The organism is Pedobacter sp. 01N416, from assembly GCF_056399685.1.
This window is the reverse complement of the sequence record NZ_JBFTRT010000096.1, coordinates 1-25,318: the sequence shown is the minus strand read 5'-3', so window position 1 is coordinate 25,318 and position 25,318 is coordinate 1. Positions and strand designations below refer to the sequence as shown.

22 protein-coding genes, 1 pseudogene and 1 riboswitch are annotated in these 25,318 nt (G+C 38.4%); of the genes and pseudogenes, 13 read left to right on the top strand and 10 right to left on the bottom strand.

The genetic code is table 11. The features are described 5' to 3' along the window. Nucleotides 1-195: 195 nt before the first annotated feature. The 3 genes from AC1DND_RS07730 to AC1DND_RS07720 are packed head-to-tail and all read right to left on the bottom strand — an operon-like array spanning nucleotide 196 to nucleotide 3,231. Nucleotides 196-1,230 (bottom strand): glycosylasparaginase, encoded by a 1,035-nt coding sequence (locus AC1DND_RS07730; RefSeq protein ID WP_477580510.1) that lies wholly within the window; start codon nucleotides 1,228-1,230, stop codon nucleotides 196-198. A 31-nt stretch (nucleotides 1,231-1,261) separates the two neighbouring features. Next, nucleotides 1,262-2,065, bottom strand: a complete 804-nt coding sequence (locus AC1DND_RS07725; protein ID WP_477580506.1) for an amidohydrolase — start codon at nucleotides 2,063-2,065, stop codon at nucleotides 1,262-1,264. Between the two features lie 20 nt (nucleotides 2,066-2,085). After that, the gene (locus AC1DND_RS07720) at nucleotides 2,086-3,231 is read right to left on the bottom strand and encodes a methionine aminotransferase (protein ID WP_477580504.1); all 1,146 of its coding nucleotides are present in this window, start codon (nucleotides 3,229-3,231) and stop codon (nucleotides 2,086-2,088) included. 281 nt (nucleotides 3,232-3,512) lie between these two features. On the opposite strand from AC1DND_RS07720, the gene AC1DND_RS07715 reads away from it, so the two are divergent. After that, nucleotides 3,513-5,045 carry a DUF2271 domain-containing protein gene (locus AC1DND_RS07715; RefSeq protein WP_477580502.1) on the top strand — a complete coding sequence of 511 codons (1,533 nt, stop codon included), beginning with the start codon at nucleotides 3,513-3,515 and terminating at the stop codon, nucleotides 5,043-5,045. Next, nucleotides 5,011-5,700, top strand: coding sequence for a PepSY-associated TM helix domain-containing protein (locus AC1DND_RS07710; RefSeq protein WP_477580500.1), 690 nt, complete (start codon nucleotides 5,011-5,013; stop codon nucleotides 5,698-5,700). Before AC1DND_RS07715 ends, AC1DND_RS07710 begins: the two co-directional genes overlap by 35 nt. A gap of 289 nt (nucleotides 5,701-5,989) precedes the next feature. Here AC1DND_RS07710 and AC1DND_RS07705 read toward each other — a convergent pair whose 3' ends face one another. Then, the gene (locus AC1DND_RS07705; protein ID WP_477580498.1) at nucleotides 5,990-7,216 is read right to left on the bottom strand and encodes a multidrug effflux MFS transporter; all 1,227 of its coding nucleotides are present in this window, start codon (nucleotides 7,214-7,216) and stop codon (nucleotides 5,990-5,992) included. 197 nt (nucleotides 7,217-7,413) lie between these two features. Between AC1DND_RS07705 and AC1DND_RS07700 the strand changes: the two genes are divergently transcribed. Beyond that, on the top strand, nucleotides 7,414-8,184 hold the full coding sequence (locus AC1DND_RS07700; RefSeq protein ID WP_477580496.1) for a queuosine precursor transporter: 771 nt from the start codon (nucleotides 7,414-7,416) through the stop codon (nucleotides 8,182-8,184). A gap of 37 nt (nucleotides 8,185-8,221) precedes the next feature. Further along, entirely contained in the window at nucleotides 8,222-8,671 is a 450-nt protein-coding gene (locus tag AC1DND_RS07695) for a hypothetical protein (RefSeq protein WP_477580494.1), read from the top strand. A gap of 78 nt (nucleotides 8,672-8,749) precedes the next feature. Here AC1DND_RS07695 and AC1DND_RS07690 read toward each other — a convergent pair whose 3' ends face one another. The 3 genes and pseudogenes from AC1DND_RS07690 to AC1DND_RS07680 all read right to left on the bottom strand — a co-directional run bounded on the left by AC1DND_RS07690 (nucleotide 8,750) and on the right by AC1DND_RS07680 (nucleotide 12,299). Further along, nucleotides 8,750-9,994: a homoserine dehydrogenase gene (locus AC1DND_RS07690; protein WP_477580492.1), complete on the bottom strand. Its 1,245-nt coding sequence runs from the start codon at nucleotides 9,992-9,994 to the stop codon at nucleotides 8,750-8,752. A 132-nt stretch (nucleotides 9,995-10,126) separates the two neighbouring features. After that, nucleotides 10,127-11,062 (bottom strand): annotated as a pseudogene (locus tag AC1DND_RS07685) (homoserine O-acetyltransferase family protein); the annotation flags it as partial. Continuing rightward, nucleotides 11,028-12,299, bottom strand: coding sequence for an O-acetylhomoserine aminocarboxypropyltransferase/cysteine synthase family protein (locus tag AC1DND_RS07680; protein WP_477580490.1), 1,272 nt, complete (start codon nucleotides 12,297-12,299; stop codon nucleotides 11,028-11,030). The pseudogene AC1DND_RS07685 and the gene AC1DND_RS07680, both read right to left, overlap by 35 nt. Nucleotides 12,300-12,562: 263 nt before the next feature. Then, nucleotides 12,563-12,673, bottom strand: a riboswitch (SAM riboswitch). 211 nt (nucleotides 12,674-12,884) lie between these two features. Between AC1DND_RS07680 and AC1DND_RS07675 the strand changes: the two genes are divergently transcribed. Beyond that, a complete protein-coding gene (locus AC1DND_RS07675; protein ID WP_477580488.1) occupies nucleotides 12,885-13,898 on the top strand; it encodes a hypothetical protein in 1,014 nt (337 codons plus the stop codon). 125 nt (nucleotides 13,899-14,023) lie between these two features. Here AC1DND_RS07675 and AC1DND_RS07670 read toward each other — a convergent pair whose 3' ends face one another. Beyond that, complete coding sequence (locus tag AC1DND_RS07670; protein ID WP_477580486.1) at nucleotides 14,024-15,139, bottom strand: trans-sulfuration enzyme family protein; 1,116 nt, start codon at nucleotides 15,137-15,139, stop codon at nucleotides 14,024-14,026. 122 nt (nucleotides 15,140-15,261) lie between these two features. Here AC1DND_RS07670 and AC1DND_RS07665 point away from each other — a divergent pair, with 122 nt between their 5' ends. From AC1DND_RS07665 to AC1DND_RS07650, 4 genes are all read left to right on the top strand, one after another. Further along, nucleotides 15,262-15,756, top strand: a complete 495-nt coding sequence (locus tag AC1DND_RS07665) for a hypothetical protein (protein ID WP_477580484.1) — start codon at nucleotides 15,262-15,264, stop codon at nucleotides 15,754-15,756. A gap of 498 nt (nucleotides 15,757-16,254) precedes the next feature. Beyond that, nucleotides 16,255-17,448 carry an aminofutalosine synthase MqnE gene (gene mqnE, locus AC1DND_RS07660; RefSeq protein WP_477580482.1) on the top strand — a complete coding sequence of 398 codons (1,194 nt, stop codon included), beginning with the start codon at nucleotides 16,255-16,257 and terminating at the stop codon, nucleotides 17,446-17,448. Between the two features lie 126 nt (nucleotides 17,449-17,574). Then, nucleotides 17,575-18,003, top strand: a complete 429-nt coding sequence (locus AC1DND_RS07655) for a histidine phosphatase family protein (protein ID WP_477580480.1) — start codon at nucleotides 17,575-17,577, stop codon at nucleotides 18,001-18,003. Further along, a complete protein-coding gene (locus tag AC1DND_RS07650) occupies nucleotides 17,991-18,701 on the top strand; it encodes a menaquinone biosynthetic enzyme MqnA/MqnD family protein (protein ID WP_477580508.1) in 711 nt (236 codons plus the stop codon). Before AC1DND_RS07655 ends, AC1DND_RS07650 begins: the two co-directional genes overlap by 13 nt. Nucleotides 18,702-18,745: 44 nt before the next feature. On the opposite strand, the gene AC1DND_RS07645 is transcribed toward AC1DND_RS07650, so the two are convergent. Continuing rightward, nucleotides 18,746-19,495, bottom strand: a complete 750-nt coding sequence (locus AC1DND_RS07645) for a phospholipase D-like domain-containing protein (RefSeq protein WP_477580478.1) — start codon at nucleotides 19,493-19,495, stop codon at nucleotides 18,746-18,748. 580 nt (nucleotides 19,496-20,075) lie between these two features. Here AC1DND_RS07645 and mutS point away from each other — a divergent pair. The 4 genes from mutS to AC1DND_RS07625 all read left to right on the top strand — a co-directional run bounded on the left by mutS (nucleotide 20,076) and on the right by AC1DND_RS07625 (nucleotide 24,500). Next, nucleotides 20,076-22,688: a DNA mismatch repair protein MutS gene (gene mutS, locus AC1DND_RS07640; protein ID WP_477580476.1), complete on the top strand. Its 2,613-nt coding sequence runs from the start codon at nucleotides 20,076-20,078 to the stop codon at nucleotides 22,686-22,688. Between the two features lie 78 nt (nucleotides 22,689-22,766). Beyond that, entirely contained in the window at nucleotides 22,767-23,264 is a 498-nt protein-coding gene (locus tag AC1DND_RS07635; protein WP_477580474.1) for a C40 family peptidase, read from the top strand. A 156-nt stretch (nucleotides 23,265-23,420) separates the two neighbouring features. Continuing rightward, nucleotides 23,421-23,888, top strand: coding sequence for a TlpA disulfide reductase family protein (locus AC1DND_RS07630; RefSeq protein ID WP_477580472.1), 468 nt, complete (start codon nucleotides 23,421-23,423; stop codon nucleotides 23,886-23,888). A 6-nt stretch (nucleotides 23,889-23,894) separates the two neighbouring features. After that, nucleotides 23,895-24,500, top strand: a complete 606-nt coding sequence (locus AC1DND_RS07625) for a thioredoxin family protein (protein ID WP_477580470.1) — start codon at nucleotides 23,895-23,897, stop codon at nucleotides 24,498-24,500. Nucleotides 24,501-24,847: 347 nt separating this feature from the next. On the opposite strand, the gene AC1DND_RS07620 is transcribed toward AC1DND_RS07625, so the two are convergent. After that, the coding region (locus AC1DND_RS07620; RefSeq protein ID WP_477580468.1) for a hypothetical protein at nucleotides 24,848-25,318 on the bottom strand (471 nt) is incomplete at its 5' end.

The window sequence follows — 25,318 nt, the reverse complement described above, 5'->3', positions numbered from 1 at the left end:
TTTAAACTTTCTTCGAAATACCAAAGGGTTAAATTGGCTTTTTCGATCGCCCATTTCATGCGTTCATCTTCGCTCGGCACATAAACCATATCTGGCTCACCCTCTCGCTCGGCAACATTTTTCTTTCCGAAAATTTTGGATAATAATCCCATTTACCGTTTCATTTTTGTTAATCGTTTGGGAAAATTCAACATATTAATAATAGCTTTTGCCTTTGATTAAAAGATCTTGTTTTTCTGCATTGCAAACGGCATAGCTAAAACCTTTCTGGATGGCATAGGCACCATACTCGCCTTTTTTGTTGATAGCTAAAAATCCTACCTGTATGTTTTTGGCAGTTTCGGGTTTCTTTTTAATGATACGCATTACCGCTTCTTTACAGGCGGCTTCGGGAGTATAACCCTGACGCATTAATTCTACCACCAAAAATGATCCAACGTTTCTTACCACCTCTTCACCTACACCTGTTGAAGTTGCACCGCCAACTTCATTGTCTACGTAAAGGCCAGCGCCTATAATCGGGCTATCACCAATTCTTCCATGTAATTTATAGGCCATGCCACTGGTTGTACAGGCACCAGAAATGTTTCCTTTAGCATCAATTGCGAGCATGCCAATGGTATCGTGATTATATTGGTTTCCAGGAAGTTTTTGCGGCGCAGCTTTCTGGTAGAGCTTATTTTCGATGTTCATTACAGGCGCATATTTCGCCGTTTTTAACCATTCTTTCCAAGCTTTTTCGCTGGCAGGAGTAAGTAAGTTTTCTTTTTTAAAACCCTGTTCTAACGCAAACTGCAAAGCACCATCGCCAGCCAACATTACGTGCGGCGTTTTTTCCATCACTTTACGCGCAACCGAGATAGGATGTTTAATATGTTCGAGTGCTAAAACGGCGCCACAGTTACCGAGTTCATCCATAATACAGGCATCGAGGGTAACGTGTCCATCGCGATCTGGCAAACCACCATATCCAACAGATTGGTTGTTCTCATCAGCCTCGGGTACCCAAACGCCTTGCTCTACAGCATCTAAGGCACGTCCACCGGTTGATAAGACCTTCCATGCATCAGCATTAGCCGCAATTCCAAAGTCCCAGGTCGAAATTACAATCGGGAAATTTTCTGCTTTTGTTTCTTCATGCGGAATTACATTAGCGATACTACTTTTATCAATAGCCAGCAATCCAGCCGATAGGGCAGATGCTTTTATAAATTTGCGGCGGTTAAACATGTGTGTGGTTATTGTTTGTGGTGTTATTAATTTAACTAATGGTAAACCGATCTGCATCCTTTAAAAATGGAAATTGTCTTCTGATTTTGACCAATTCTTCGTAATTAATACTGAATGTATATAAATCTTCGTCTTCCGGTTTATAATAAACGGTATTACCGTAAGGATCTAAGCACATGGATAATCCACTGTGGTAAATCTGATTTCCATCATGCCCAACGCGGTTTACAGCAATAACATAACTTTGGTTTTCTATTGCCCTGGCCGGAATTAATGCTTTCCAATGTGCCGATCGTTTATCAGGCCAGTTGGCAACTAAGAGTAAGATATCGTATTCCTGATCTACATTGCGTAACCAAACCGGAAAACGCAAATCGTAACAAATGGCTAATCTGATTTTCCATCCTTTAAGTTCGACAATAAGTTTTTCTTTACCCGGACTAAAGTGGTGATCTTCATCACCCATGCCAAACAAATGGCGTTTATCGTAATGCTGGTTTTTACCATCTGGCTCCATCCAGATTAAACGGTTAAAATATTGATTGTTTTCTTTTATGATGATGCTTCCCGTAACTACGCAGTTGTACTGATGTGCCATTTTTTGCATCCACTGCATCGTTTTTCCACCCATTTCTTCGGCTAAGGCTTCAGAGTTCATGCTAAAACCYGTGTTAAACATTTCGGGTAAAATAATAATATCGGTTTTCTCCCTTACACCCATCGATAATCTAAGTGCCAGATTCAAAAGGTTTTTCTCAATGTTTTCCCAAAAAAGATAGGCCTGAAAGACAGTTACTTTCAGATTTTCTATTTGAGTGTACACAGGTGTTTCCATTGTATATAGGTTTAGTCTGGTTAAACGTTTTTTAATTTCTCTGCCGCTAAGGCAAGTGTAGCATTTTCTTTAGCAAAGCAAAACCTGATAATTTTATGATCGGTTGCTTTTTGGTAAAATGCAGAAACCGGAATGGTGGCCACGCCAAATTCCTTGATCAGCCTCATACTAAAATCAGTGTCTTTTTCATCGCTGATACTGCTGTAGCTTGCGCATTGAAAATACGAACCGTTGCAAGGTAAAAGCTTAAAACGGCTTTCAGCCAAAAGACTTCTGAAATAATCTCTTTTTTGTTGAAAGAATGTGCCTATTTCAGTATAATTTTTTGGTTCTTTAATATAATCGGCAATAGCCTGCTGCATGGGACTATTAACGCTGAAAACATTAAATTGGTGTACCTTCCTAAATTCTTTGGTTAGTTTCTCTGGTGCCAAACAGTAACCCAGTTTCCAGCCAGTAGCATGTAAGAGCTTACCAAAGGAGGCTACAATAAAACTTCTTTGCTTTAATTCAGGGTAAAGCATTACACTTTGGTGTTTTTGTTCATCGTAAATTAGATGTTCATAAACTTCGTCGCTCAAGATTAAAATATCGGTTCCTGTAATCAGTTTAATAAGCGATTTCATATCATCTGACGATAAAATACTACCCGTTGGGTTTTGTGGCGTATTTAAGATGATCATTGTGGTTTTGGCCGTAAACAATTTCTTAACCATATCCCAGTCAATTGCATAACTCGGCGGGGCAAGCTCGTAGGTTTTAACCAGGCCTCCTAAAAGTTTAATGGTAGGTGCGTAACTATCATAGGCTGGCTCGAAAATGATAACTTCATCACCTGCATTGATAATGGCGGCCAATGCTGTAAAAATAGCTTGCGTTCCACCTGCTGTAACCGTAATTTCTGTTTCAGGATTATATTTTATGTTATATAATTTTTCAACTTTCTCAGCAATGGTTTCTTTTAAAAAACCAGAACCAGGCATCGGAGCATATTGATTATAACCATCTTGCATGGCTTTATTTACCAATTCAACTAGTTTTGGATCGCAGGCGTAGTCAGGAAATCCCTGAGAAAGATTAATGGCATTGTGTTCTGCGGCAAGTTTACTCATCACCGAAAAAATGGTGGTACTTACGCCAGGAAGTTTAGATTGTATATTAAGCATCTTATAAGCGAAAATAGGAAAAAAAAGCTTAAAGCGTAAAAACCCATGCCAAAAGCCCCGCTACTTGATCGTGCGATTGCAATTCTGCATAAAGAGAAAATTTTAAGAATCATTAAACCCTCGTGTTAAATTAACGTCAATAACCAGCGTATTAAACAGGCGGTTGTCAATGAATTTTAGTTCGGAATTTTTGTATTATTTCAAATATATTTTCGCTTATTTAAAATTATTCCAGATAAACCCCTTTCTTTGCATTTTAAAATCTCAATTATTCATTAAATATGAAGTTTAAACACTTAACCGCTGCCTTTTTACTGGTAATAAGTGCATCTGCATTTGTTAGCCCGAAAAAAGCTTTAAGAACATTTGTTTCCAACTACGAAAATGTATTGGGCACATCCTTAGAATTAAAATTTAAAACAACCAATCAGGCCGATGCAGATGTAGCCGAAGCGCGTGCATTAAACGAAATAGATAGGTTAGATGATATTTTAAGTGCTTATAAAGCTGACAGCGAGTTTAGTARATGGATGAGCAATGGTAAACAAACCACCAAAGTTTCGGCAGATTTGTTTGAAGTTTTAAAGCAATTTGAGCATTATAAAGTATTAACCAATGGCGCACTTGATGCATCAGCTAAAGTAATAGGTGATGTTTGGAAAAAAGCAGCGGCCGAAGATCGTTTACCATCTGCTGAAGCATTAGCGCATGCAGTTACTTTGGTTAAACAAAAACACTACATTTTAAACGAACAGGATAAAACGGTTACCCGTTTGGATGATGCACCATTGGCATTAAATTCTTTTGCAAAAAGTTATATCATTAATAAAGCTGCTGAGAAAGCGCTTCAAAGCCAGGGAATTGAAAACGTGGTTGTGAATATTGGTGGCGATATGGTAATTAAAGGAAATCAGCCCGAAGCTATCGAAATAGCAAACCCTAAAGCTGATGCCGAGAACGATGCCGCACTAACAACAGTCAAAGTGTCGAATATGGCCGTGGCAACCAGTGGTAATTACCGCAGGGGTTTTAATGTAAATGGAAAATGGTATTCGCATATTGTTGATCCACGTACTGGAAAACCTGCTTCGGAAATAATTAGTGCAACGGTTATTGGCCCAGATGCTAGTGAAGCAGGTGCTTTGGCTACTTCTTTTAATGTACTTTCTATTGCCGAGATCGAGGCATTGACTGCGACTAGAAATGACATCGCCTACTTGTTAATCACTAAAGATGGCAAAGAAATTAAAAGCAAAGAATGGGCTAATTACGAGCTTGCTTTAAATAAGCCAGCTCCTGTTTTAGAAAAAGCAAACAAAGCGGATAAACTTTGGAATACTAAATATGAATTAGTGGTAAACTTAGAAATTGCCAACATCGAATCTACAGATGGTAAACGTGTCCGTCGTCCGTTTGTGGCAGTATGGATTGAGGATGCAGCTAAAAGCCCAGTGCGTAATCTGGCTATTTGGTATAACAAACCACGTTGGTTGCCAGATTTAAAATCGTGGAGCCGTGCCAATGGCGATGAGTTTAAAAAAGGAGCGGAAGGAAAACTAAGCTCAACAAGTTCTGCAACACGTGGCCCAGGTAAATATAGCTTATCATGGGATGGAAAAGACGATAGCGGGAAGTTGGTAAAAGCAGGTAATTACACCGTTTTTATTGAAGTAGCCCGCGAACATGGAACTTATCAGGTAATTGCTCAAGAAATGAAATTTACCAGCTCAGCAAAAAGAATAGAATTAACGCCAAATACAGAACTAACATCAGCATCTCTTGACTACAGAAAAATCGGAACCGCAAAAAAATAAGATAACGGTTGCACCTAGCGGCCTGGGCAAAAAGCAGGTTAAAAAAGATAATGGAAAAGGTAAGGGTAAAAAGCGTTTAGCCGGTTTATCACGCTGGTTGCACATTTATTTATCGATGGTGAGTTTTACGATTCTACTATTCTTTGCTGTATCGGGCTTAACCTTAAATCATGCAGATTGGTTTACTTCTGGTAAGGAAGTGGTTACTAAAGATTCTGGATCAGTAAGTTTAAAATGGGTAAACCAACCAGATACCAATAAGATCAATAAGTTACAAATTGTTGAATTTTTTAGGGGTAAACATGAGGTTAAAGGCGCATTGAGCGATTTTAGGATAGATGACAGGGAACTGAGCTTAACCTTTAACGGACCAGGTTACCTGGCCGATTCCTTTATTGATCGTGAAACCGGAAAATACGAATTAACCACAACCAGATTTGGTGTTGTTGCTGTGATTAACGATTTGCATAAAGGAAGAGATTCTGGTAAGGCCTGGTCGTGGATTATCGATATTTCGGCAGTGCTGATGACGTTGGTATCTATTTCAGGAATTATCTTAATCTGTTTTATTAAAAAGAAACGATTAAGCGGCTTCATCATCGCAGCAGTGGGTACGATTGTTTGCTATTTGATTTACAAGTTATTTGTACCATAGTTTTAATTCCAACACACGGAGAGACTGTATCATATTTGTGATTCCATTCGAACTTGTCACGCTGAGCTTATCGAAACGCTTTGCGTGGCATTTAAACAAGTCCTTCGACAGGCTATTGTTGATAGATTCCGTAGATAAATCGTCATTGCGAGGCACGAAGCAATCTTAAAGCGCTCGCTACTAGCGATAGTTGTAAGATTGCTTTGTCGGCTGAAAAGGCCTCCTCGCAATGACGATTCCTCGCCGACACATAGCACTAAAAACCTCTTGGTGTCTTTGTGGTAAAATATTAATGCGCTGCAACAGCAGCATCAGGCGATGCCTCCACTTCAGTGGTGATAAACCTTCTACCGATTAACAAACAGCCTAAAGCAATAAACGCAGCTGCTGTCATTACCAAAGGCATAGGCACAACCGAGTGTTCGCTAAATAAACTTACCATTACCGAGGCCAGTGCGCCTAATCCCATTTGTAAGGCACCCATTAGGGCCGATGCACTACCCGCATTTTTGGTAAACGGAGCGAGTGACAAGGCAGCCGCATTTGGGTTAATTAAACCTAAGCAGGCCAAAAATAAGGCGATAAAGCCTATGGTAGAATATAAATTTAACCAGTTATTTAAGGCGAAAACCAAAAAGATTAAACTGAAAATACATTGTGCAATAAGTGCATAGGTTACAATATTTTTGCTGGTAAACCATTTTRGTATCAAGCTGTTCACTTGACTCGATCCAATAAATGATACAGAAAGCAGTGCGAAGATCCAGCCGTAGCCTGTTTTACTTACCTCATATATTTTCATAAATACCTGAGGCGACGAAGATACATAGGCGAATAATCCCGAAAAGGTAATCGAACTGATTAGCGCATAGGTGTAAAATTGAGGCTCTTTTAAAACGGTAAAGAAATTGTTTAAAATAGGTTTTGGTTTTAAAGAGTAATTCGGATCAGGTTTATAACTCTCCGGTAGCTTGAAAATTGAAGCCAGGAGCATTAAAACGGCCATCAATCCTAAAAAYACAAACACATATTTCCAGCCCAGGGCCGAAATTAAGTAGCCCCCTGCAGTTGGGGCAAGCATAGGCGAAACCGCGATCACCAGCATTAAGGAAGCAAATACTTTCGGGCTTTCTTCTACCGAAAACAGATCCCGTACCATGGCAACAGAGGCTACAGCTGTGGCACAACTTCCAATGGCCTGCACAAAACGTAAAACAATTAGTTGATTAACATCAGTTACAGCCAAACAAAGAAAAGAGGCAAGGATATAAAGTGCTAAACCAAAATATAACGGTTTCTTTCTCCCAAATTTATCTAATAGCGGACCATACAATAACTGGCCGGCAGAAATCCCGATAAAAAAGCTTGATAATGATAGGGCTACAGTTGATTCATTACTTCTTAAATCCTTTGCAATATCAACAAAACCAGGTAGGTACATATCAATAGAGAAGGGGCCAAGAGCTGCCAATGAACCTAAAATGAGTATGAGATAGAAGTGTTGTTTTTTAGCCATGAAGATTACCAGATTTTGTTAGCGCAAAGATTGGGAGATTTAATTTGCTAACCTATTTTTACCGTCGAACGATTGTAAAAATCATATTTTATTATTGAACGATTAAAGCGAGTGGCTGCGTAATCTTTGTGTTAGCCCTGTTAAAAATACGATGATTGTTATGCTAAATCTGCTATTTATTTATAGATTTATAGTCTATGACTTTTAAGACGAAAGAAAGCCGTTTACTACTCATTCTGGGTAGCTTTTTTGTAGCAAATGCTATATTATCAGAGTTTATTGGGGTTAAATTGTTCAGTGTTGAAGAAACGCTGGGCTTTAAAAAGTTCGACATAAACTTACTGGGTGTTCCGCATCTATCCTTTGTAATGTCGGCAGGAGTATTAACCTGGCCGATTATTTTCATCATGACGGATATTATCAATGAATATTTTGGTGTTAAACAAGTTCGGTTCTTATCTATTCTTACCGCCATATTAATTGCATTTGCCTTTCTTGTGGTTTGGGGATCGATGCATTTAACTGCCGCCGATTTCTGGGTGCATCAAAATATAAACGGAGAAGACCTCAATATGAATAATGCATTTGCGGGGATATTCGGGCAAGGGATGTGGATCATTGTAGGATCGATTACGGCCTTTATTATCGGGCAAATGGTTGATGTAATGATATTCCATAAAATAAAAAGAATAACAGGGGAGCGGGCACTTTGGCTACGCGCTACAGGTTCTACTTTGGTCTCTCAGTTTATTGATAGTTTTGTGGTCATTTTTATCGCATTTTACATAAATCCTCAATACCATTATAGCTGGCAACAGGTTTTTGCCATTGGTTTAGTAGGATATACCTATAAGTTCGTTGTGGCTATTTTAATGACCCCGATTTTATATATCGTACACGCCATAATTGATGGTTACTTAGGGAAAGACCTCGCACACAAGCTGATCAAAATGGCTGGAAGGGGATAAACATTTAAAACAAATAATAACCAAATTAATCCTATTTATGAGAAACATTTTAATGCTATTGGCAGTGCTTTCATTATTTTCTTGTGTTAACAAAGATGCAGGCAAAAAAGGTTCAGATCTTAATATTCAAGGTACCTGGCAGTTAGTTTCGGCTACAACCATCGAAAATGGAACTAGCCAAACAACAGATTATTCCGGCAAGCTGAAAATGATCAAGATGTTTAATAACACACATTTTGCATTCTTAAAACACAGCCTTAATCCTAAAGATACCAGCAGTTTTGATGCTGGTGGAGGAAGTTATGTACTGGATAAAGATGATTATACCGAGCATTTAGAATATTATAAAAACAAAGATTGGGAAGGCAAAACTTTTAAGTTTAAACTCGCTATCCATAAAGATACTTTGATTCAGAAAGGCATTGAGAAGGTAGAAAAAGCAGGGGTAGACCGGGTGATTATCGAAAAATACATTAAGGTAAAGTAATTAACGCAAAAGGTCGGACTCGCTCCGACCTTTGTGCTTAACAACAAAACAAATAAAAAAATTAACCTTAAAAATAAATTATAGGCTTGCCAATTCCTGGGCAAATACATTTTCACTCAATTGCTCTTGTTTGTATATCTGTCTGCCTGTGTAAGCCACAAAAACAGATTCATCCAAAAGCAAGTCGCGGTTCTTAATTAAACTCTCCAACTTAACTGTTCCAACCACATATTTATAGCTGCTTGCAGCATAACGTTCGCTGATGTTGTCAAATTCTAACAGTGTAATCAGATCTTCATCCGCATAACGTAGGTAAATCTCCAATAAAATTTCTTCCGTATGTTTTACGCCATTTTCTGAGTGGTATTTTTTATACTCGTAACGGTAATCGTAACGCAAGGCAGCAATGTCAGAAAGTACAGCAGCACCAGTAGGGTGGCCTCCGGCACCTTTACCGTAGAAAAATTGTTTATCAGCAAAAGCCGCCTGAACTGCAACTGCATTGTACTCGTTTTCTACGTTGTAAAGGAAATCATCTTTAGCTACCAGCTTCGGTAGTACATAAGTTACGATATCTTTTGTATTCACTTTACGTGCCGTAGGAACCAATTTGATTTTAAAGTTTTTCTCACGCGCATATTTAATGTCGTGGTTAGAAAGGTTCTGTATACCGATGTTTAAAATGGCATCTGGATTTACAAATAAACCATATGCGTGTGCTGTGGCAATAGCCAGTTTATATTTCGGATCGTAGCCCCCCACATCCAAAATCGGGTCGGTTTCTGCGAAACCTAAATCTTGTGCTTCTTTTAAAGCCGAGTCGTAACTTTGGTTCTCATTAAATATTTTCGACAAAATGTAATTAGATGAGCCATTAAAAATTCCACTCAAAGCATGGAATAATTCATTGTCGTAATATTCCTCCAGGTTACGGATAATTGGAATACTGCCGCAAACGGCCCCTTCGTACAATAAAGAAGTACCATACTCTTGTTGTAAATCAACCAGCTCTTTTAAGTGTGTGGCGATCATTTTTTTATTGGCAGAAACTACGTTTTTACCGTTTTTTAATGCAGTGGTTACAATTTCGTAAGCAGCATCGGCATCGTTAATTAATTCTACAATTGTATTGATCTCTGTATTGTTCAGTATTTCGTTGCGATCAGTGGTGAACAGATCTTTATTAAGGGTACGCTTCTTTCTTGGGTCTTTTATTGCAATTTTAATGATCTCCAGGTTTAGGTTCTGGCTTTGGATAATATCCAATAAACCTTGTCCTACAACACCGAAACCAAATAAACCGATTTTTAAATTCTTACTCATTGTTATTTTTGTGATTACACAGATAGATGGATTACACCGATATAGCTGTTCTYATTTTGTGATTTATTTTAAATTTTATTATGGTACCCAGTTTTTCACCTTCAACCTTTACACCCTCTACCTTTTACCTCTCTAGGCGGTATGCTGTAGTTTGATTATTTTTTTATTCCGGCTTTCTTTGATGAAGTTTCCAATTACGTTAGTCAAGGCATCTGTTTCGATTAAAAATCCATCGTGACCATAATCTGAGTGCAAGGCACTAAATTCTGCTCCTGGGATATGATCGGCCAGGTATTTTTGCTCCGATAAAGGAAACAAAACGTCATTTTCTATCCCGATTACCAAAGTATTTGCCGTAATTAATTTTAGTGCATCAGCAATGCTTTTGCGGTTACGGCCCACATTGTGGCTGTCCATTGCTTTGGTTAAATAATAATAACTGTAGGCGTTAAAACGGTTAATCAGTTTTTCTCCCTGATAATTCTGATAAGAAGAGGATCTGAAATTGTCGGTTTTATCGTTTACGCTTTCTACCTGTGTACTGCCGTAAGCACTGTAGGTTCTATAACTTAAAAGTGCAATGCTACGGGCTGTTTTTAAACCTTTGCTGCCACCGTTTGGCTGGTTGGCATAAAAAGTTCTATCGGTAGTAATGGCCAAACGCTGACTTTCGTTAAAAGCAATTCCCCATGGAGAATGGGCTGCATTAGTCGCAATCAAGATCAGGTTTTCAATTTTATTCGGCTCCGAAATACTCCACTCAACAGCTTGCTGTCCGCCTAAAGAACCTCCGATCAATAATTTAATATAATCAATGCCTAAATGCGAAGCCAATAACTGGTGTGCCGATACTAAATCGCGGATAGTAAACTGCGGAAACGAAAGGTAATAAGGTAAGCCTGTTACGGGATTAGTACTTAATGGATTTGTGCTGCCGTAATGCGAGCCTAAAACATTAGCGCAAACGATATAATGCTCTTCGGGATTGAACAAAGCATTTTCGCCGAACAAACCTTCCCACCATTCAAAAACGTCAGCATTGGCGGTAAGTGCATGGCAAACCCAAATTCGAAACCCTCAGTGCATTCGGTTTTACTCCTGCTGCTAATTGCTCTGTTTCGCTTAATTGCTGGTGCGTTGTGGCAGAAGGCTGAATGATCAGCGTTTTTGCATCACCCACATTGGCCAGGTGCGACGCCAGTTTTAAGTTATCAATTACCTGTGATGCATTTTCTTTGCTTCCAGCTAATTCGAAAGACAAAACTGCGCCAAAACCATTGCTTAAATATTTTTTAGCCAGGTTGTTATATTTACTGCTGGCTAAGCCAGGGTACTGAACTTCTTTAACTAGTGGATGGTTTTCTAACCAGGTTGCCAATTCTAACGCATTATCTACATGGCGCTGAACGCGGAGTGATAAAGTTTCTAATCCTTGTAATAAAAGAAAAGAATTGAAAGGCGATAGGGCAGGTCCCAGATCTCTTAATCCTTCTACCCGGGCACGGATGATAAACTGGATGTTACCAAATGGTCCGCCGATACCAAAAACATCGCTGAAAACCAAACCATGATAACCTTCTGAAGGCTCAGAGAATTGAGGGAATTTCCCATTGCCCCAGTTGTAATTTCCACCGTCAACGATAACCCCGCCAATACTTGTTCCATGCCCGCCGATCCATTTAGTTGCAGATTCTACAACAATGTTGGCGCCATGTTCCAATGGTTTAAACAAATAACCTCCTGCACCAAAAGTATTGTCGACCACTAATGGTAGATCGTATTTTTTTGCAATTGCGGCAATTTTTTCGAAATCAGGCACACTAAATGCAGGGTTGCCAATGGTTTCTAAAAAGATTGCTTTTGTTTTATCGGTTATYTTACTTTCAAATTCTTCAGGTACATCTGGATTTGCAAAATCGACATGAATACCCAAGCGCTTAAAAGCTACTTTGAATTGATTATAGGTTCCGCCGTAAATGTGAGATGAAGAAACGATGCTATCACCAGCCTCCAATATGTTATTTAGTGCGATAAATTGAGCGGCTTGCCCCGATGCGACTGCTAAAGCTGCCACGCCACCTTCTAAAGCGGCAATACGTTTTTCGAAAACATCGCTGGTTGGATTCATGATCCTGGTGTAGATATTACCAAACTCTTTTAAGGCAAATAAATTGGCGCCGTGTTCTGCATTTTTAAAACCATAAGAAGTGGTTTGGTAAATAGGAACAGCTCTTGATCCTGTTGTTGGATCTATTTCCTGGCCAGCGTGCAGTTGTAAAGTTTCAAATTTATATGATGTTGACATAATTTCTATTTTTTTAGTTGATGTGATTAGATAGCAGAAATTAGGATAATCCTAAAACCTAGCAGGGCGTATCCCGGTTTCCCGGGACCTTCCAATTTGAAAGAAACAAAAAAGGAAGATTTTTAAATTACTGTATGCAACAGCACATACAAGTAAACGCACGCATATCACAACAAATAAAAGAAATAGAAGCTTGTTCTACCTTTTTAAGGTCTGTACTGGGTTCGCTTAGCGATTGAAGATTTAATGTTTTCATCAGTTCTAATTTATATCTCCAAATAACACCATGTTATCCGGTCAGGAATTGGCACCTTCTCTTTCTGAGGGTTGCCAGTGGGTCATCGAGCCAGTCTCTCGCCACTTCTTTATAAATCAACCCGTGAAGATTGACTTTTATTTAGCTATCTGCCAAATAATATTTCAAATGTCTGAATTTAATTTTAATCCACAAAATAAAATTTCGAAATTACATTAACTCATTGAAAATGAATTGCGTATTTTTATGATGCAATGACAATCTGAAACTTTAATACTGAATTAACGCTTAAAATTCTAAGTTTGTGGTACCTATCTAAATTAATTATGATGAAAAATACAAAATCACTATGTTTAGGCCTGTTGTTTACTATTGCTTGTTTAAATAATGTAAATGCTCAATTCGGAGGCTTAAAAGATAAATTATTAAAAGTGGGCACTGCCCAGGGTGCTAAAGCTTTAGGCGTAGACAAGTTTTTAAAACAACCTGCTGCCATTACCACTAATTTTGAAGACGTAAATAGAGAAGGCGAAAAGCTGCCTGATTTTATTAATTCATTAAATTTAAAAGCCCAGCCCTTGTATTTACTGCCTAAAAATCCAGATGGTGGTTTTGTGCTTTGTGAGGGGCTTTACGAAATGACCAATAAAAGTTATTGTCTAAAAGCAGGAACTTTTGCCCCATCAAAGGGTGATGGTTACATGTTTGCACCTGTTTTAGGCCCGAAGGAAGAAATTGTGGTTTCTATACTGAAAAGCGCTGAGAAACATCCTGATGTAGACCAGCACGATATTCAGGCATTATTATGGACCATTATTGCAAGAACAAAATTTGCCGATTTTAACGGACAGGTTAAAGTAACTGCCATTAAATTATTAACACCAAAACAACTTACACAATTGGAAGGTGGTGCTTTAGGTGTTTTGCCTTTCGATGTAATGGAAAAGGCTAAAGACCAGTTACCATCGGGGGTGAGGGCTGTTTTTGAAACAGAAAATAATATCCGTCAACTGGTTTCGTCTGGGAATTATACTTATGCTGATATGGAAAAATATGCGATTATAGCGGGTATGGCGCCACCAAGAAGCGATGTGCCAAGCGGTATCTGGACCAAACACCCTGACGGTTATTATGTACGTTATTTTCCTTCTGGTTATTCGATTACCAAGGTACAGGTTTATGTACCTAAAGAATTATTGGCTGGTGGTACAAAATTAATATATGATGCTGCTGGTGACATTGCCTGCCCAGCTAATACAGGCTCGCAACGTTTAGCGCAGACTAATGAGCCTCTGGAGGCAAATTATTCGTTGAAGTTGACTACGATTTGTAATCCTAAATAGATTTCAAAACAAATATTCGTCATTGCGAGGAGGAACGACGAAGCAATCTTAAAGCGCACGCTAGTAGCGACCGTTGTAAGATTGCTTCGTCGGCTGAAAAAGCCTTCTCGCAATGACGATTCTTTTTAACCCAAAGCCTGCGCTAAATCGGCGATAATATMGTCTACATGCTCTAAGCCCACAGAAATACGGAGTAAATTTTTTGGCGTTTTACTATCAGGGCCTTCCACCGAATAACGGTGCTCAATTAAACTTTCTACACCACCTAAACTGGTAGCCTGCGCAAATAGCTGAACCTTATTTACTACTTTGTGGGCCACTTCAACACCTCCTTTAACCAAAAACGACATCATCCCACCAAAATCTTTCATTTGTTTCTTTGCAATTTCGTGCTGTGGGTGACTTTCCAAACCTGGATAAAAAACAGCTTCAACATTTGGATGTCCGTTTAAATAGTCAGCTATGATTTTTCCATTTTCACAGTGGCCTTTCATGCGGTAAGCCAGTGTTTTAATGCTTCTGGTTAACAGGAAACAATCAAAGGGAGAAGGAACCGCACCACCCGTTTGCTGAATATTTTTGATTTTCTCCCATAACGCATCTTTTTTTGCTGTTGCCAGAATTCCACCAAGTACATCGCTATGGCCACCCAGGTATTTGGTACTGCTATGCATTACAATATCAGCACCCAGTAAAATCGGGTTTTGTAAAATAGGCGAAGCAAAGGTGCTGTCGCAGGCCATTGTAATGTTTTTAGCTTTAGCTATTTTGGCAATTTGTTCGATATCGGTAATCTTTAATAATGGGTTGGATGGGGTTTCGATCCAGATCAATTTGGTGTTAGGTTTGATGCTCGATTGGATTAGGTTTAAATCAGTTTGGTCAACAAAATCAAATTCCAAACTATCGTTAAAAATCGTAAGAAGCTGTTTTTTAATTCCCCAATACATATCATCAGGAGCAATAATGTGGCTACCAGGTTYTAAGGCCTGGAACAAAACCATACCACAGGTATTGCCCGAAGAAAAAGCAGCAGCATCTTCGCCATATTCTAATGTGGCTACAGTGTTTTCTAAAGCAGACCGGTTTGGATTGCTTACCCTGCTATACATATGCCCTCCGGGATAACCTCCATCTTCATCACGAAAAAAAGTTGTTGATAAATTAATAGGCAGGGTAACATCGCCAGTAATGCTTTTTACAAGATTAGCAGCGTGAATAGCAAGGGTTTCGGGTTTCATGATAATTGATTTTGATCGAAGTGATATGGTGATGCAATTTAATAATTTGGCGCTAATTTAAGGTTCGTAATGGTTTTGGCAAGATTTATGTAACAAGTTTGACGAAATTAAATTAAACGAAAATGAAAAGATTATTTATAGCTATCGCAATAGCATGTTCTACTTTAGTAATGTTACAAAGTTGTTCATCAACTAAAAATGCTGCAACAGGTATTAATGGTGGTAGAGGAACAATTACTGGTACCTGGGTTTTAAACAATGTAACTTTAGAGGGTTTGCCTGACCAAGCTGTTCAAGGTTTATTCGGCGAAAAATCATATAAATGTTTTCAGGGAAGTACATGGAAATTAACCAATAGCGGTAATGGTTCTTATACTTTACCAGCATCAAGTACTTGTGGTTCAGTAATGCAAACTATTTTCTGGTCGGCAACACCTGCTGATGAAACTTTCCAATTCAAGAAAATTTTTGAAGGTGATAAAGCTAAAAATGTAACAGAGGGTTACCGTTTGGTGTTAACTCAACTTTCTAAAGGAAATATGGTTATGAAATCGCCAATTGAATTCGGTGGAAAAACAGCTAATATCGTGTTGACGTTTTCTCCAGCAGCCAATTAAGCATTAGTTACGTAACCGTTATGAACGGCTTCATAACTAATAATAAATGTTCATGATAGCATTACTATCACTGAAACACATAAATTGCCAGTGAAAAACATATAGTGAGAGCACTTCTGAAAAGAGGTGCTTTTTTTGTTTACTGTTTTTTAGGTGCCACGGAAACACGGATTTACACGGAGTTTCTTAGACTCTTTTATAATAGGGTTTTACCATAGATTAATACAGATATAAATTAGAATCAGGTTTTGTCTTACAAGCCTGTCCGTCAAGCGGGGAACATCAATTTATACTGAAGTTTGACAGTTATTTTTCCGTGACTTCCGTGTTTCCGTGGCTAATATTAACGCCTACAGCTAAGCTCACATTAAAAGCAATCAATATCAGTGTTCATCTGTGGTTGATTCTCACAGCCAACATTCAAAAATCGCGGTTTGTTACAAGAAAATGATTTTCAAATCGCCTCATTATTGTATTTTTGTTCAAAATAAATCAGGAATGAATACAACTGAGCAAGTTGAAAAGATATTAGCTGATACCAATTTATCAACTGAATTACAAAACATAGCACACAAAGTCCTTCACGGAGAACGGATTACCTTTGATGAAGGCGTTCACTTGTACGAACATGCAGAACTGGGTTACCTTGGTATTCTGGCAAATTTTATCCGCGAACAGAAACACGGTGATAAAACTTATTTCAACCGGAACTTCCATTTAGAACCTACCAATCTTTGCGTTTACGACTGCAAATTTTGCTCATACTCCCGTTTAATCAAACAAAAAGAAGAAGGCTGGGCCTTAACAATGGAGCAAATGCTCGATATCGTTAAAAAATATGATGGCGAACCTGTAACGGAAGTGCATATTGTAGGTGGGGTACTTCCTCAATATGATGTTGCCTTTTATTCTGCTTTATTTTCGGCTATTAAACAGCATCGCCCTGATTTGCATGTGAAAGCATTAACACCTGTTGAGTACCATTATATCTTTAAGAAAGCCAAAATCGATTATGCAACAGGTATGCGTTTGATGAAAGAGGCCGGATTAGAATCAATACCAGGTGGAGGAGCAGAGATTTTTCACCCTGAAATCAGAGAACAGATTGCTAAAGATAAATGTACTGGTCAGCAATGGCTTGATATTCATGAAGAATGGCATAAACTTGGTATGCGCAGTAATGCCACCATGCTTTATGGTCATATTGAAAAATATTGGCACCGGGTAGATCATATGGAGAAATTACGGGAATTGCAGGATCGCACGGGTGGTTTCCAGACTTTTATTCCACTAAAATTCAGAAATCAACATAACCAGATGAGTAATGTGCCTGAATCTTCAGTAATTGAAGACTTAAGGAATTACGCCATCGCCCGTATTTATATGGACAACTTCGATCATATTAAAGCTTATTGGGCAATGATCAGTCGTGAAACAGCTCAGCTATCCTTAAATTATGGTGTTGATGATATAGACGGAACCTTGGATGATACCACCAAAATATATTCAATGGCCGGAGCCGAAGAGCAAACACCCGCAATGAGTACCAAAGAGCTGGTGAATCTGATTAAACAAGTGGGGAGAAAAGCAATAGAGCGTGATACTTTGTATAATGTGGTTACCGATTTCGAGCACGTAGTTTTCGAAGAAGAAAAGAAACCTCAGTATTATAAGCTACCCGTTGTGAATTAATAATCGAATGAAAGAATGAGAGATTGAGTGAATGTGATAGGCAACTCGGTATTCGATCATCAAAACTCAATCATTCATTAATTAAACAATCAATAAACTCAATCATTCAAAATTCAATCATTATTGATGAAGGAAATATACATTATACGCCACGGCGAAACGGAACTTAACAGACAAGGCATAGTACAGGGCAGAGGTATAAATTCTGACTTAAATGATTTAGGTAGGGCACAGGCCGAAGCGTTTTATCAAACCTATAAAAATGTCCCATTTGATAAGATTTACACTTCGGATTTAAAACGTACCTGGCAAACCGTCCAGAAGTTTATTGATTCGAGATTACCCTGGGAAAAACTTTCGGGTTTAGACGAATTGGCCTGGGGCATTTGGGAAGGGAAACCGAATACAGAAGATGCACGAGATGCTTTCCGTGAGATGCTGCAAAGCTGGCAGGATGGTGATTATACTGCTCATTTCGAAGGTGGCGAAAGCGTTCAGGATGTTTACGAACGTTTAAAACAACCGATGGAAGTTTTGATTTTATATACGGATTAGAACATTCGGACATTATAAATAAAATTGATTTAAGTTTAGATATTCCTTCAGATTGCGCAGCTAAAGTAATTAACGGTCAGGTTGATATCGGTTTAATGCCTGTAGCAGCTATTCCCTTGGTTCCAAATGCCAATATTGTAGCCGATTATTGTATTGGAAGTGATGGAGGTGTAAATTCTGTATTCATTTTTAGTGAAGTTCCTGCCCAGGAAATTAAAACGGTTAGACTGGACACCCACTCGCGTACTTCGAACAATTTAGCCAAGGTATTGCTTAAGTTTCATTGGAAAAAAGAAGTGGAGTTTACTACCGACCCTGCTGCAAAAACCGATGCTTTTGTTTTAATCGGTGATAGAACCTTTGGTAAAAAAGAAGACTTTGCTTACGCTTACGACATGGGTGAGGAGTGGAAAAACTTTACCGGATTACCATTTATGTATGCGGCCTGGGTGGCCAACAAAGAAATCTCACTAGAATTTAAGGCTGAATTTAATGCCGCTTTAAAATTTGGCTTAGCCCATAGAAAAAATGTTTTACAGGAATTACCTGAAGTGCCGAATTTCGATCTGGAGGATTACCTGTACTACAAACTTCAATTTGATGTTACCGATGATAGAAAAAAAGCGTGTATGGTTAAGTTTTTGTCGGTATTCAATTGGATCGTCATAATTAAAATATTAGGTATAAATTTATATTAATGTAACAGCAATAGGGCCAAAACGTTTTGAAATTAGTGTTAATTTTAGTTAATAGGTTCAATGTATAATTGTCTTCCCCATAGCTGTAGATCTGCCGCAAGCATATAAGGGTTTTCAAAAAGGTCGTCAATTTCCTTATTTATTTTCTCAATTGCGTTAATGTCCGAAGTTCTAATTCGAGTTTCATGGTTGTGCTGGGTTCCGCTTGCGGTAAAGTTTAACGATCCCATGTAAGCGATTTGACCATCAATTAGGTATATTTTACTGTGAATTAAAGATGTTTTTTCATTACACATATATACTTTAAAAGGAAATAGCTGAGTATAGTTGTAAGAATAGATCCGAAGGTTTTTAATTTTTATCTTGTACAAACCCCGTATGAAGAATAGAATAATAATAGGTATAAAACCTAGGAATATTCTAAGGTCTCTGAAATAATAAGCCAATACAATCAATAGTGCTATTAGGCCGTAGCTAATGTATGAAAGTGTTTCTGCAAGCTTAATCCACTTATTCCTGATTATTTGTTTATCAAAGTCTGTATTGCATTTCTGAATAATGAGTTTATAGATATTTCTTTCACGATCACCATAAAAATCCTCGATATTGTTTGTGGTAATTAACTTAACATCAATGTTTTTATCTTTTAGATTAATCAATTCTGAAATTAGGTATGGTGATAGGTAAGGGGATATGATTTTGACAGAATGTTTTGCACTCCTCATATCATCCATTAACTTTTTACCTGCCCCTTTTCCTATATAAATATCACAAAGTGCGTTATTGTAGTACATAACTGAGATCTTAAGTTTCTGTTTTTGTTAACTATCTCATTATAATATATTTATTTAATGCAAGTAGTATTATGATTAAGGTAATATTTTTTGACAAATAATAAGAATTTTATTAATCAAACCATTGTAGCTAAACCTGGTAGGAGCGAACACGAGTGTAACGAAGTAAAGCGGATAACAGGACTATACCAACCAAAAGGCACAGAACCCTTCATTTTCAAATAATAGTTAACTGTTTAAATTGTATAAACTGGTGAACTATTGAAGAATGAGAACTATGATGCAAAGGGTTAAAACAGCCCATAGTTCATAAACCTGATTGAAGCGGTAGCTCCCGATTGAAAAGAGGGACTACAAGCAAAAAGCAGGGCCACAGCCCCCCAAATGTACAGAACCCTTAATTTTCAAGAAATGTTTAATTGTTCAAGCGGTAGAAATCGGTTCACCGTGATATGCCTCAATTAACCGACTTGAGCAGTAAACCGGTTAAACAAACTAACAATCTTTTAACTTTTCAACAAAACAGTTGTAAAATGCTTATTCGTGTTATCTTTATGGCTTTTGTAAATTAATTTCAGTTTTGGCTAAAGACACGAATAAAGAAACCCCGTTAATGCAGCAATACAACGCGATTAAAGCGAAGTATCCGGGCGCACTTTTACTATTTAGGGTTGGCGATTTTTATGAAACCTTTGGCGAAGATGCCATTAAAACGGCACAGATATTAGGCATAGTATTAACCAGAAGAGGTACCGGGCCCAATGGCGGCGCTTTAGAACTGGCTGGTTTTCCGCATCACTCGTTAGATAATTATTTATCCAAACTGGTACGGGCAGGACAACGGGTAGCCATTTGCGATCAGCTGGAAGACCCTAAAACCACAAAAACCATTGTTAAACGTGGTGTAACAGAATTGGTTACGCCTGGAGTAGCTTACGGTGATAATATTGTAAACCAAAAATCGAACAATTTCCTGGCCTGTGTTTTCTTTGATAAAACACAACTGGGCGTTTCATTTTTAGATATATCGACAGGTGAATTCTTAATTGCGCAGGGCAACAGCGATTATATTGATAAACTTTTGCAAGGTTTTAAACCTACAGAGGTTATTTTTCAGAAATCGAAACGACAGGCATTTACCGAGCACTTCGGCGACCGTTTTTACACTTTTGGTTTAGACGAATGGCCTTTTACCACTGATTTTGGGAACGAAACGCTGATGAAACACTTTGAGGTTTCTTCGTTAAAAGGTTTTGGTGTAGAGCGTTTACAGAGCGGAATTGTTGCTGCTGGTGTTATTCTACACTATTTGGGCGAAACGGAGCATCGTAATCTACAACACATCAGTTCGATCGGCCGTATTGAGGAAGACCGTTACATGTGGTTAGACCGTTTCACCATTCGCAACCTGGAATTGGTGAATTCGCCTAACGACAATGCCGTAACCTTGTTCGATATTTTGGATCATACCTGTACGCCAATGGGCGCACGTTTGTTGCAGAAGTGGATCATCATGCCCTTAAAAGAATTGAAGCCCATCCAGGAGCGACTTGGAATGGTGGAGTATTTTGTAAAACATGAAGAATTACAAGGCGAATTTTTAAATAACATTAAACAGATTGGCGATTTAGAACGACTCATTTCTAAAGTCGGCCTTCAACGCGTTGGTCCGAGAGAATTGGTTGCTTTAAAACGCGCACTTTACCATATTGAGGCGGTAAAAAAACTGGCTGCCAATTCTAAAAACCCTTTCCTGATTAAAATAGCGGATCAGTTAAATCCGTGTTTAGCCATTAGGGAGAGAATTGAAAGGGAATTACAGCCCGAACCACCAGCTTTGCTGATTAAAGGAAATGTAATTGCAGACGGAATTGATGAAGATCTAGATCGCTTGCGTAAAATAGCTTTTGGTGGTAAAGATTATCTGGTTCAGATACAAAAACGTGAAGCAGAAGCAACGGGTATCCCATCGTTAAAAATCGCCTTTAATAATGTTTTCGGCTATTATTTGGAAGTTACCCATACCCATAAAGATAAAGTGCCAGCAGGCTGGATCCGTAAACAAACGCTGGTAAATGCCGAACGTTACATTACACCGGAGCTTAAAGAATACGAAGATCAGATTTTGGGTGCGGAAGAGAAGATACAGGCTATCGAAATCCGTTTATACAACGAACTGATGTACGAAACAGCCAGTTACATCAAACCGATCCAACTCGATTCGTTTTTAATTGCGCAGCTGGATTGTTTACTGTGTTTCGCACAGTTAGCGGCCAAAAACCATTATAACAAGCCAAAAGTTACCGAAAATAAAGTGCTTGATATTAAAGGTGGCCGCCACCCGGTAATTGAGAAACAATTGCCCGTTGGAGAAGAATACATTACCAATGATGTATATCTCGATACGGAAAGTCAACAGATTATTATGATTACTGGTCCCAACATGGCGGGTAAGTCGGCCATTTTAAGGCAAACGGCGTTAATTGTACTGATGGCGCAAATGGGATCATTCGTTCCTGCTAAAGATGCTGAAGTAGGTATTGTAGATAAGATTTTTACCCGGGTAGGGGCATCTGATAATATTTCTTCAGGAGAAAGTACGTTTATGGTCGAAATGAATGAAACGGCCAGTATCCTGAACAACATTTCGGATGACAGTTTAATCTTACTTGATGAAATTGGGCGTGGAACGAGTACCTACGATGGCATTTCAATCGCCTGGGCCATTGCCGAATTTTTGCATCAACATCCAACTGCCAGACCAAAAACCTTATTTGCTACGCACTACCATGAATTAAATGAACTGGCCAATACTATGCCGCGCATTAAAAACTTTAATGTATCGGTAAAAGAAATGACCAATAAAGTTATCTTTTTACGGAAACTCGTTCCTGGTGGCAGTGAGCATAGTTTTGGTATACACGTAGCGAAAATGGCTGGTATGCCAAGCAAGTTAATTGGTCGCGCGAATGAGATATTGAAAAAACTCGAAATAGACCGTACAGAAGGTCAAAGTATAAAAGACAGCATTAAAAAAGTGCAGAACCAGGCTTATCAGTTACAGATGTTTGCTATTGATGATCCTGTTCTGGTTAAAATCCGCGATACATTGAATAATTTGGATGTAAACGCATTAACGCCTGTAGAAGCTTTGTTGAAACTGGACGAAATACAACGATTAATTAAAAATTAACCACAGATAAAAAGGATGAACACAGATGTTAGTATTATAAATATCTGTGTGAATGTGTGATCAAAAGAATTAAAAATTATGATAAAAACTAAATATTCTTTTTCTTTATTTTTAGTTCTCTCAATCATCATAACTTCTTGCGGAACAAGAAAATACACCGTTAAAAGTGATACGAAAGCTTCGAAAGCGGCAGATGCAATGGCAAATTTACAGAGCAAACCGCTCTATCGTTTCATTACCGATTGGACAGGTGTAAAATACCGTTTTGGGGGTTTAGATAAAGGCGGTATTGATTGTTCTGGTTTTGCTTTTTTATTGGAGAAAGAAATTTACGGAGTTACACTTCCGCGTATTTCCCGCGAGCAAGCTAATGTGGTGAAGTGTAAAAATATAGATAATTTAAAAGAAGGAGATCTGGTGTTTTTCTCTTTTGGCGGTAATGATGTAGATCATGTAGGGGTATACCTCAATAATGGTTTTTTCGTACACGCCAGCACTACCAGAGGCGTAATTGTTGATGATTTAACGCTTCCTGCTTATCAACGTGTATTGGTTAAATCGGGATCGGTGAATTAGTTAATTCCTATACTTGTCGTCATGCTGAACTTGTTTCAGCATCTTATTACTCAAAATGAATTACAATGAGTATTATTCTTTTAAAGACCCTGAAACAAGTTCAGGGTGACGGACGTTAAAAACAAAACAATCCCCACCAAATTTCGTTATTCATTTATGCGTATATTTTTCATAATCTGCTTATCTTTAACCACTTATTTCGCTACAGCGCAGGTAACATTGCTCAAGTTGGATGAGTTGGATAAACGCATCGCTAATGGAAAAGATACAACTTATGTAATCAATTTCTGGGCCACCTGGTGTTCACCATGTGTGGCTGAGTTGCCGAATTTCGAGAAATTACGTTTAGCCAATTTAAAAAAGCCTGTTAAGGTGCTTTTGGTGAGTTTAGATTTCAAGTCAAAATTGCAAAAGGAAGTGATTCCATTTGTGTTGAACAATAAAATTAATGCCGAAGTATTTCTTTTAAACGAACCCGATCAGCAACAGTATATTGAACGGATAGACAAAAAATGGTCGGGTGCTATTCCTGCTACATTATTTGTAAACAAGAAAGCCAGACGTTTTTACGAGAAGGAATTTACAGAAACTGAACTGAAAAATACTTTGTTAAACTTAAAATAGATCGTTATGAAAAGATTGATTTTAGTGGCTTTTATGCTGGTTTCAGGATTCGCATTTGCCCAGACTGAAGGTTATAAAGTGGGCGATGTAGTAAAAGATTTCTCGCTGAAAAACGTAAACAACAAAATGGTTGCCTTGGCCGATTACAAGGATGCAAAGGGCTATATTGTGGTTTTTACCTGTAATACCTGTCCGGTGGCAAAAGCTTATCAGGAGCGTATCTCTGCTTTAAACGCAACTTATGCTGCAAAAGGTTATCCTGTTGTGGCCATTAATCCAAACGATGCTGGGGCCGTTCCGGACGAAAGTTTCCAAAAAATGCAGGCACTGGCCACAGAAAAGAAATTCAATTTCCCTTATCTTCTAGATCCCAACCATGCGGTAACCAAACAATTTGGTGCTACCAGAACACCGCATGTTTTTGTGCTGAACAAAACCGATAAAGGAAATGTTGTTGAGTACATTGGTGCCATAGATAACGATCCGGAAGAAGCAAACAGTACAAAAGTAGAGTATGTTAAAAATGCAGTTAACGAATTATCCATCGGTAAAAAACCTGCAATTGCATCAACTAAAGCTGTTGGCTGTGGTATAAAATGGAAAAAAGGCTAAACAAAAAGGTTGTATTATAATATTTAGCATCTCGAGAGGTTGATGACAGGTTTTGGCGGTTCGTCATTCCCAACTTGATTGGGAACCACGAAGTGCTCATGAGTGCCTCTGAACAAAGGAAAACTTATGAATAATCGTAATGCAAGCGCTTTAAGATTCCCGCCTGCGCGGGAAAGACGACGACGCTGTTAGTCTGTCAATAGTAACCTGTCGAAGGGCCCGTTTAAATACGCCTTAAAGTATTTCGACGACTTGTCCCGATTTTCATCGGAGGCTCTCCGTAGGAGTCCTTTGGACAACATGACAGCGTCTGAGGTGAAATCGCCTTTATGAACCCCCTCTTGGTTTTAAATATACCTTAACCACCATTGCCTGTGTGTTTCCTTATATCGTTTAAACCACCTGCATGGAAGATACAAAGAGGCCACCACGCAAAGCCATATTAAATACACGATTGGTAAACCAAAGCCAAAGGCTGCAGGTCTAAATAAAAATGGAACCTGTACAATTTCTTTGTTGCTATGTCCTGTGGCAAAAAATATCACAATTAAGAGGGTGTGCAACAGATAAAAGTGTATTACATAATAAAAGAAGGGGACAGCACCGTATACAGAAGTTATCCTGGCAAACCGGTTGCTCAGTTTTTCAGTAAAGGCCAAAAATAACATGGCCGGACCTAAAGTCATAGCGATATACTGTAAAGATGGCGGATATTTGTTTACATTAAAAAAAGCAAGCACGTTTTTAAAGAAATCGTGATATTCTTTTCGCGGAACGGGATCGCCATATATATTGATCAACCTCAGGGAGATAAACAC